Source organism: Kitasatospora sp. NPDC047058 (genome assembly GCF_040643935.1).
In the GTDB taxonomy this organism is placed as follows: domain Bacteria; phylum Actinomycetota; class Actinomycetes; order Streptomycetales; family Streptomycetaceae; genus Kitasatospora.
The window spans coordinates 1-8,042 of record NZ_JBEYVJ010000324.1 but is presented as its reverse complement, the minus strand read 5'-3'; the positions used below and the strand labels follow the sequence as shown (position 1 = coordinate 8,042).

At 74.2% G+C, this 8,042-nt stretch carries 9 protein-coding genes and 1 pseudogene; 1 reads left to right on the top strand and 9 read right to left on the bottom strand.

What is annotated here, in order from left to right; translation table 11 throughout:
- From ABZ885_RS31540 to ABZ885_RS31500, 9 genes are all read right to left on the bottom strand, one after another.
- Nucleotides 1-193, bottom strand: a 193-nt coding sequence (locus ABZ885_RS31540; RefSeq protein WP_360196139.1) for a hypothetical protein, incomplete at its 3' end; no start/stop codon positions are given.
- A 118-nt stretch (nt 194-311) separates the two neighbouring features.
- The gene (locus ABZ885_RS31535) at nt 312-1,118 is read right to left on the bottom strand and encodes an alpha/beta hydrolase (RefSeq protein ID WP_360196141.1); all 807 of its coding nucleotides are present in this window, start codon (nt 1,116-1,118) and stop codon (nt 312-314) included.
- Nucleotides 1,060-3,399, bottom strand: a complete 2,340-nt coding sequence (locus tag ABZ885_RS31530; RefSeq protein ID WP_360196136.1) for a fumarate reductase/succinate dehydrogenase flavoprotein subunit — start codon at nt 3,397-3,399, stop codon at nt 1,060-1,062. Before ABZ885_RS31530 ends, ABZ885_RS31535 begins: the two co-directional genes overlap by 59 nt.
- Nucleotides 3,396-4,160 (bottom strand): ABC transporter ATP-binding protein, encoded by a 765-nt coding sequence (locus tag ABZ885_RS31525; RefSeq protein ID WP_360196133.1) that lies wholly within the window; start codon nt 4,158-4,160, stop codon nt 3,396-3,398. Before ABZ885_RS31525 ends, ABZ885_RS31530 begins: the two co-directional genes overlap by 4 nt.
- Nucleotides 4,157-4,999, bottom strand: a complete 843-nt coding sequence (locus ABZ885_RS31520) for an ABC transporter permease (RefSeq protein WP_360196130.1) — start codon at nt 4,997-4,999, stop codon at nt 4,157-4,159. The genes ABZ885_RS31525 and ABZ885_RS31520 overlap by 4 nt, the downstream gene beginning before the upstream one ends.
- On the bottom strand, nt 4,996-6,378 hold the full coding sequence (locus ABZ885_RS31515) for an ABC transporter substrate-binding protein (RefSeq protein WP_360196127.1): 1,383 nt from the start codon (nt 6,376-6,378) through the stop codon (nt 4,996-4,998). The genes ABZ885_RS31520 and ABZ885_RS31515 overlap by 4 nt, the downstream gene beginning before the upstream one ends.
- An 11-nt stretch (nt 6,379-6,389) precedes the next feature.
- A complete protein-coding gene (locus ABZ885_RS31510; protein ID WP_360196124.1) occupies nt 6,390-6,617 on the bottom strand; it encodes a ferredoxin family protein in 228 nt (75 codons plus the stop codon).
- Nucleotides 6,618-6,645: 28 nt separating this feature from the next.
- Nucleotides 6,646-7,398, bottom strand: coding sequence for a GntR family transcriptional regulator (locus tag ABZ885_RS31505; RefSeq protein WP_360196121.1), 753 nt, complete (start codon nt 7,396-7,398; stop codon nt 6,646-6,648).
- 195 nt (nt 7,399-7,593) lie between these two features.
- On the bottom strand, nt 7,594-7,929 hold the full coding sequence (locus tag ABZ885_RS31500) for a hypothetical protein (protein ID WP_360196118.1): 336 nt from the start codon (nt 7,927-7,929) through the stop codon (nt 7,594-7,596).
- Nucleotides 7,930-7,949: 20 nt separating this feature from the next.
- On the opposite strand from ABZ885_RS31500, the pseudogene ABZ885_RS31495 reads away from it, so the two are divergent.
- Nucleotides 7,950-8,042, top strand: a pseudogene (locus tag ABZ885_RS31495) (aminoglycoside phosphotransferase family protein); the annotation flags it as partial.

Here is an 8,042-nt window from a genome sequence, read left to right as displayed (position 1 = left end):
GGGACCGGCGCGGTGCTGCGGTCCGGCAAGGCCCCGCACCCCGTGCCCGAGGGCGCCGCACACCCGTGACGGTGCCCGTCAGGCCCTCGGCGAGGAACAGCGGACCGGGGAAGCCCATCCTGGCCACCGTGTCGACCCCGGTGACCTGCGCGTCCCTGGTCAGCTTCACCTTCGCGCCGGTCTCGTACGGCATGGGCGTGCCCCCCTCGTTCGATCTTGGCTGTGACCACCGTCAGCGTAGTCGAGATGCCCTGGCAGGAAACGGTGTTGGGCAGATCAGGAGCCCCGTGATGCGCCATCCGCCGGCGGCCTCACGCGGTCGACGGGGTGTCGGCGAGCGCGCGGATCTGCGCGGCATAGCGGGCCCATGCGTCACGGGTGAGGAAATGGCCGACGCCGGGCATCGTGCGAAGCCGGGCTCCGGGGATCAGGACGGCGGTGTCGCGGCCGGCGGCGGTGCGCAGCAGTGGGTCGTCCTCGCCGTGGAGGACGAGGGTGGGCACGGTGATCCGGGCGAGCGAGCCGCCGTGCCACTTGGCGCCGATCTGGCGGCTCTGGGCCTTGTCGTCCCGGAAGCTCGCGACCTGGTGGGCGGCCTCGTTCCGGACGAACTCGCGGATGTCGTCCTCGCCGATGTTCCGGCCGGGGGCGAGGATCCGGGCGACGGTCAGCGCGAGTGCCAGTTCGCCCTCGGGGGTTCGCGGGTGGCGCAGGCGGGTGAATCGGGCGACCGTTCCCAGGCGGACGTAGCGCACGACGGCGAGGCCCTTGACGTCGCTCGGTACCGCCGAGGAGCTGGTCAGCGTCAGCACTCGGTGCGGGTGCCTGATGGCGATGCGCTGGGCCACGAGCCCGCCCATGGAGTGGCCGAACAGGTGGGCACGGTTCCAGCCGAGGGCGTCGAGGACGGCGATCGCGTCGTCGGTGAGGTCCTCGGCGCGGTAGGCCGGTGCCTCGCGCCGGAGCAGTGCCAGCAGCGGGTGGGCCTGGCGGCGGCCGGGGAAGTGGGTGGACTGGCCCGCGTCGCGCTGGTCGTAGGCCACGACGTGGAAGCCCCGGTCAACGAGCTCGTCGATCAGCCCGGTCGGCCACCAGAAGCGGGACGCCCCGAGGCCCATGACGAGCAGGAGCGGGTCGCCTCCGGTGCCGCCGAGGTCCTCGAAGGCGATCCGGACTCCGTCGTTGTCCGCGTAGCGCGTTGCCATCTCCGCACCCCATTTGCATACAGTGTTCGCGAATATCGCCGAACAGCGGCACCGCACCGGCCCGCAGCACCCGGGCCAGCTCCAGCACCCCGGCCCGGACCACCGGGTCGGGCGAGGCCGCAGCCGGCAGCAGCTCCGCGCCGAGCGCCGCGTCCAGCACCTCGGCCAGCTCGCGCAGCCCGGCCACCGCCGCCGCCCGGACCCGCCCGTCCTCGTCGCCCAGCGCCCGGACGAGGGCCGGGCCGGTGCCGGCGGGCGCACTCTCGGTCAGCACGGTGACCGCCGTCCGCCGCACCTCGGCCGCCGGGTCGGCCAGGTAGGGTGCCAACTCCGCCAGGTCCGGCTGCCGTTCGCCCAGCCGGAGCAGATCGAGCAGCCGGGGCGAGGCCGGTGCGACGGCGGCCGCCCGCGCCCGGGGCGCGGCCACGGCCTCGCCGCTGCGGCCCACCGGCATCGGGTGCACCTCGCCGAGCACGGTCACCGGCAGCGCGGGCGGCTCCAGCCCCTCGACCGGGACGAGGTACGGCGCGACCGGCCGGGTGAGGAACTCCATCGCCCCGGCGGCGTTCCGGCGCAGGTTGAGGTGGCTGAACCAGCGCCCGTCGTCCCGCTCCGGGTGGTCCACCCGCTCGTGGTAGAGGCCCCAGCGGCTCTCGGTCCGGGCCAGTGAGGACCGGGCCGCCATCTCGGCGCAGTCCCGGATGAAGTCCACCTCCACCGCGCGCATCAGCTCGTGCGGCGTTTGCGCGCCCATCGCCGCGATCTCGCCGCGCATCCGCTCGATGTGCTCCAGCGCGACGGACAGCCGGGCGCCCGTCTTCGGCGGGGCGACGTAGTCGTTGACGAAGCGCCGCAGCTTGTACTCGACCTGCGGCTGCGGCGGCCCGTCCGGGTTCCGCAGCGGACGGTAGACCAGCTCGTGCGCCGCGGCCAGCTGGTCGGCCGGCAGCGGGGCCCGCTCCGCCGGGAGGTGACCGGCCGCATGGGTGCCGGCGAGGTCGCCGAAGACGAAGGCGCCGATCATGTAGTTGTGCGGGACGCAGGCCAGGTCACCGGCCGCGTACAGCCCGGGCACGGTGGTGGCGGCGTTCTCGTCCACCCACACGCCGGAGGCCGAGTGGCCGCCGCAGAGCCCGATCTCGGAGATGTGCATCTCCACGTCGTGGGTGCGGTAGTCGTGCCCGCGCCCGGCGTGGAACGTCCCCCGGCTGGGCCGCTCGGTGGTGTGCAGGATCGACTCCAGCGCCTGCACGGTCTCCTCCGGCAGGTGGGTGGTCCGCAGGTACACCGGGCCGCGGTCGGAGGCGAGTTCGGCGGCGAACTCGGCCATCATCCGCCCGGACCAGTAGTCGGAGTCGACGAACCGCTCGCCGTGCCGGTTCACCTGGTAGCCGCCGAACGGATTGGCCACGTACGCGCAGGCCGGCCCGTTGTAGTCCTTGATCAGCGGGTTGATCTGGAAGCACTCGATGCCGCTCAGCTCCGCGCCCGCGTGGTACGCCATCGCGTAGCCGTCCCCGGCGTTGGTCGGGTTCTCGTACGTCCCGTACAGGTAGCCGCTGGCGGGCAGGCCGAGCCGGCCGCACGGACCGGTGGCGAGCACCACCGCGCCGGCCGACACCGTGACGAACTCCCCGCTGCGGGTGTCGAATCCGGCGGCGCCCACCGCCCGGCCGCCCGCGGTGAGCACCCGCACCGGCATCACCCGGTTCTCGATGGTGATCCGCTCGCGCATGTGGCGCTGCCGCAGGACGCGGTAGAGCACCTTCTTGACGTCCTTGCCCTCCGGCATCGGCAGCACGTAGCTGCCCGAGCGGTGCACCTGGCGGACCTGGTACCCGCCGTGCTCGTCCTTCTCGAACTTCACGCCGTACCGTTCCAGCCGCTGCACCATCGCGAAGCCGCGGGTGGCGGTCTGCCGGACGGTGCGCTGGTCGACGATGCCGTCGTTGGCGCGGGTGATCTCGGCGACGTAGTCGTCCGGGTCCGCCCGGCCCGGGACGACGGCGTTGTTGACGCCGTCCATGCCCATCGCCAGCGCGCCGGAGTGCCGCACGTGCGCCTTCTCCAGCAGCAGGACGCTCGCCCCGGCCTCGGCCGCGCTGATCGCGGCCATCGATCCGGCGGTACCGCCGCCGACCACCAGCACGTCACAGCTCAGCCGCCGGGCCTCGGCCAGGTCGGGGATCTTCATGGGGAACCTTCCTCGGGTACCGGCCGGCCGGCCCCGGACAACTGGGCCAGCAGCAGCTCGCGCAGGGCGGCGACGGCCGGCTCGGAACGGGCGGCGGGGTCACGGGAGTAGGGGACGGCGTGGACGGCCGCCACCGTCCCGCCGCCGAGGACGGCGACCCGGTCGCCGAGCAGCAGCGCCTCGTCCACGTCGTGGGTGACGAAGACGACCGTGCAGCGCTCCTTCTCCCAGACGGACAACAGGAGTTGCTGCATCGCCGCCCGGGTCTGCGCGTCCAGCGCGCCGAACGGCTCGTCCATCAGCACCGCCCGCGGCGCGCCGACCAGGGCCCGGGCGAGCTGCACCCGCTGGCGCTGCCCGCCGGACAGCTCGCGCGGCAGCCGGCGCTCCAGGCCGGCCAGGCCGACGCGGCCGATCCAGTCGGCGACCGGGCCGGACCGCTCCGCGCGCGGGGTGCGCCGGACGGCCAGCGGGAGCTCGACGTTGCGCCGGACGGTCCGCCAGGGCAGCAGGCCGTCCTCCTGGAACACCAGCGCTCGTTCGGCGCCGGGGCCGCGCAACGGCCGCCCGTCCGCGAGCAGTTCGCCGCCGAGCGGAGGCAGCAGCCCGGCCAGCGCGCGCAGCAGGGTGGACTTTCCGCCGCCCGAGACGCCGACCACGGTCAGCACCTCGCCGGGCGCGACGTCCAGGTCGACCCCGTCGAGCACCGGGTGTCCGGGGTGGCCGAGGCACAGGCCCCGGGCGGTCAGCCGCAGGCTCATACCCCCGCCTCCTGACGTGCCGGCCGGACCGCCGGCGCCGGCCGGACCGGGGCCGGTGCGGCGCTCCGCCCGGCCGCGGCCGGCGGCAGCCAGGCGGTGAGCCGGCGGCCGATCAGCTCGACCGTCCCGGAGGTGGCCCAGCCCAGCACCCCGATGGTGGCCATTCCGACGAACACCCCCGGGTAGTCCAGCACGGTGTACGCGGACCACGTCCGGTACCCGACGCCGAACTGCCCCGAGACCATCTCCGCCGAGATCACACAGATCCAGGCCACCCCGATGCCCACCGACAGCCCGCCGACCACGCCCGGCAGCGCACCGGGCAGCACCACGCTCCACAGCACCCGCGCGCGCCCGCCGCCCATCGTCCGGACCGCCTCCTCCCACAGCGGGGGCACCGCCCGCACCGCGTGCCGGGTGGCGACCAGGACCGGGAAGAACGCGGCGGTGCAGGTGATGAACACGATCCCCTGCTCGTTCTCCGGGAACAGCATGATCGCCACCGGCACCAGCGCGATCGCCGGGACCGGCCGGACCACCTCCAGCACCGGCCCGAGCAGGTCGGCGGCCCACCGGGAGCGGGCGGTCAGCACCCCGAGCGCCACCCCGAGCACCGCCGCCAGCAGGAAGCCGCCGCCAATCCGCCGCAGGCTGTCCGCCAGGTCCTGCCAGTACTCCGCGGTGCCGAGCCGCGCGGTGAACGCCCGCCAGACCTCGACGGCCGTCGGCAGGTGGTCGAACCGCACCCACAGCCGCACGTGCTGCGACGTCAGCAGCTGCCAGAGCCCGGCGGACGCCAGCAGTGCCGCGGCCCGCACCAGCCGTCGCGGCGGCCTCATGACGCGGCCAGCGCTTCCCGGTACGACAGCTGCCGGGCGCCGGGGTGGGCCGCCAGGTAGGCCTTCGCGCCGTCCTCGGTGGTGAACGGCAGCAGCGCCGCGGCGTCCTGCACCCACCAGTCCTTGTCCGCGAACCACCGGGTGCCGGTGGCGGCGTCCGGCACGTACGCGGCGCGGACCTTCTTCGCGGGGTCCTTCAGCGCCCGCAGCAGGCAGCCGGGGTCGGCGGCCGGGCGGGTGGTGTCCTCGCCGTCGTACCAGATCTCGCCGGCCAGCTTCGGGTCCTCGGCCGGGCGGTTGCAGACCGGGTCGGTGCCGGTGATCCGGGCCGGGGCGATCGCGGGCAGGGCGGCCCGCTGCTGGTACGAGGGATCGACGAACCGCTCCACGTCCAGCGCCTTCAGCACGCCCACCGAGCGGAGGAACGGCACGTCCTCGCGCAGCGCGTCGAGCAGCTCCGGGGCCAGCGGGGTGGCGAAGGTGGCGATGCCGTTCGGGCCGTTGTAGAGGTGCACCACCTCGGGCGGCAGGCCGGTGGCCTCGGCGACCTTCCGGCTCGCCTCCAGCGGGTGCTCGTTGAGGAAGCCGGTGGCGGCCGCCTGGGCGCGCAGGAAGGCCTGCACCACCTCCGGGTGCCCGGTGCCGAACGCCTGCCGGATCACCACGCCGTGCAGCGTCGGCCGGCCGAGGGCGGCCCCGTCGTACAGCAGCCGGCCGTCCCCGGCGAAGACCACGGCGCCGGGCCAGGCCACGAACTGCGCCAGCGCGTCCACCCCGCCGGCCTTCAACGCCGAGTCACCGACGGCGGGTTGCTGGTTCTGCTTCTGGATCTCGGCGTCCGCCACGCCGGCCCTGGCGAGCGCCTGGACCAGGGTGCCGTCGGCGGCCGAGCCGGCGGAGGTGGAGACCTTCCTCCCCTTCAGGTCGGCCAGCGTGTGCGCGGTCGAACCGTTCGGCACCACCACGGAGTTGAGCGCACCGAGCAGGTTGTAGCCGGTCACCGAGACCAGCCGGGTGCCGGGCCCGCCGGCCTCCTGGGCGCGGGAGCCGTTGATCAGCAGCGGGTAGTCGCCCATCGAGCCGATGTCGGTCTTCCCGGCGAGCATCTGCGCGGTGATCGGCGCGCCGGAGTCGTAGTCCTGCCAGGTGACCTTGTACGTCCTCCCGTCCTTGCGGCCCTGCTCGGCGAGCTGCTGCTCGAAGTAGCCCTGGGCGCGCAGCAGGGTGCCGGCGGTGACGGTGTTGATGGTCTTCGACTGGTAGCCGACGACGACCTCGACGGTGGTGCCGCCGGCCCCCGCCGAGGAGGAGCAGGCGGTCGCGGCGGCGAGGGCGCACGCCGCGAGCAGCGGTCCGGCCGGGCGTGTGGTGTACGGCATCTGACGGATCCTCAGCGAAGTAGGTAGGGCATGTTGAGGGTGACCGCGCCGGTGGGGCAGCGGGCGGCGCACGGGCCGCAGTACCAGCACTCGTCGACGTGCATGTAGGCCTTGTTGCTCTCCGGGTCGATGGCCAGCGAGTCCAGCGGACACATCTCGACGCAGAGCGTGCAGCCGTCGATGCAGAGTGAGGCGTCGATCGTCACGGGTACGTCGGAGCGGTGGTCGGCGAGCGCCATGGGCGGCTTCCTCCGGGGGATCGGGGCTTCAGGGGGTGTCGCGCAGCAGCTGGCCCTGCATGGTCAGCCGGTCGCCGCGGAAACGGACGTACTCCAGGTCGACGGGCCGCCCGTCGGCCAGTGCGGTGAGCCGCTCCAGCATCAACAGGGCCGCCCCGCGCGGTACTTCGAGGACGGTGGCGGAGTGCGGGTCGGCGTTGACCGCTTCCAGGGTGATGTCGGCGCGGCCGAGCGGCTGTCCGGTGACCTCCTCGATCAGCCGGAAGACGTCCTGGCCCGCCAGGTCCTCCGCCGCCAGCCCGGCGCCGATGTCGGGCGCCAGGTAGGTGAGGTCCAGCGAGAGCGGCAGGCCGTTCAGCCGGCGGAGCCGCTCGACGTAGACGACGTCCGCCCCGTCGGGCAGCCCGAGCCGGCGGGCCACCGGGCCGGGTGCGCGGACCGGGCCGAAGGCGCGTACCTCGTTGGTCACCTCGCCGTGCTCGTGCAGGGTCTCGGCGAGGCCCTGCAGCCGGTCCAGCCCGTGCGGCACCTTCCCGGCCACCACCAGCGTCCCCGAGCCGGGCACCCGGCGGACTAGGCCCTCGCCGCGCAGCAGGTCCAGCGCCTCCCGGATGGTGTTCCGCGACGCGCCGAACTCGTCCGCGAGCCGGTCCTCGTGCGGCAGCGGACCGTCCTTGAACGCCTCGCTCAGCACCTGCCGGCGCAGGACGTCCGCGACCTGCCGGGCCCGGTCGGCGCGTAGTCGCCGGGCTCCGGCCCGCTGGGGGTTCTCGCTGGTCATCGGCGCCGCTCCGGTATCGGGTGGTCGGTTCGGCGAGAACCCTAGGGCCGTACCGGCGGGTTTTTCGTTGCTACCGCATTACGCCACCTGATGCTCCGTCGAAACCGCCTCCCACCTGCGGAAACGGCCTCGGGTCGAGCCGAACCGCCACTGCCCGGGGGCAGCGGTGGTCCGGCTCGACCCGAGGCCGCGGTGTCACTTCGAGGGGCGCGCCGTGCTGCCCGCGGCGAGGACGGCGCCCGCGGCGGCCGCGACCACGCCGGCCGCCATCAGGCCGTTCCGCGACCGCCAGGACAGCACCGACCAGCGGGAGTTGGCCGACAGCAGCGAGCCGAGGCTCAGCCAGGAGCCACCGGACAGCGCGGAGAGCGCCGAGCCCACCGAGCCGAGGGACAGCACGCTGCCGACCGAGCCCACCGAGAGCACCGAGCCGACCGAGCCGATCGACAGCACGCTGCCGGCCGAGGCGACGGAGAGGACCGAGTCCTTGGACCAGAGCGACAGCGAGGACGAGGACGAGGAAGAGGTCATGCCTGATCGTAAGCCGGAGCCCGGACGGGCCCGTCCTGCTCGACCTGGAGAACGTCTCGCACGACCTGCGCGAGCACGACCTGGTGGTGCTGGCGCTCAGCCACGACCGGTAC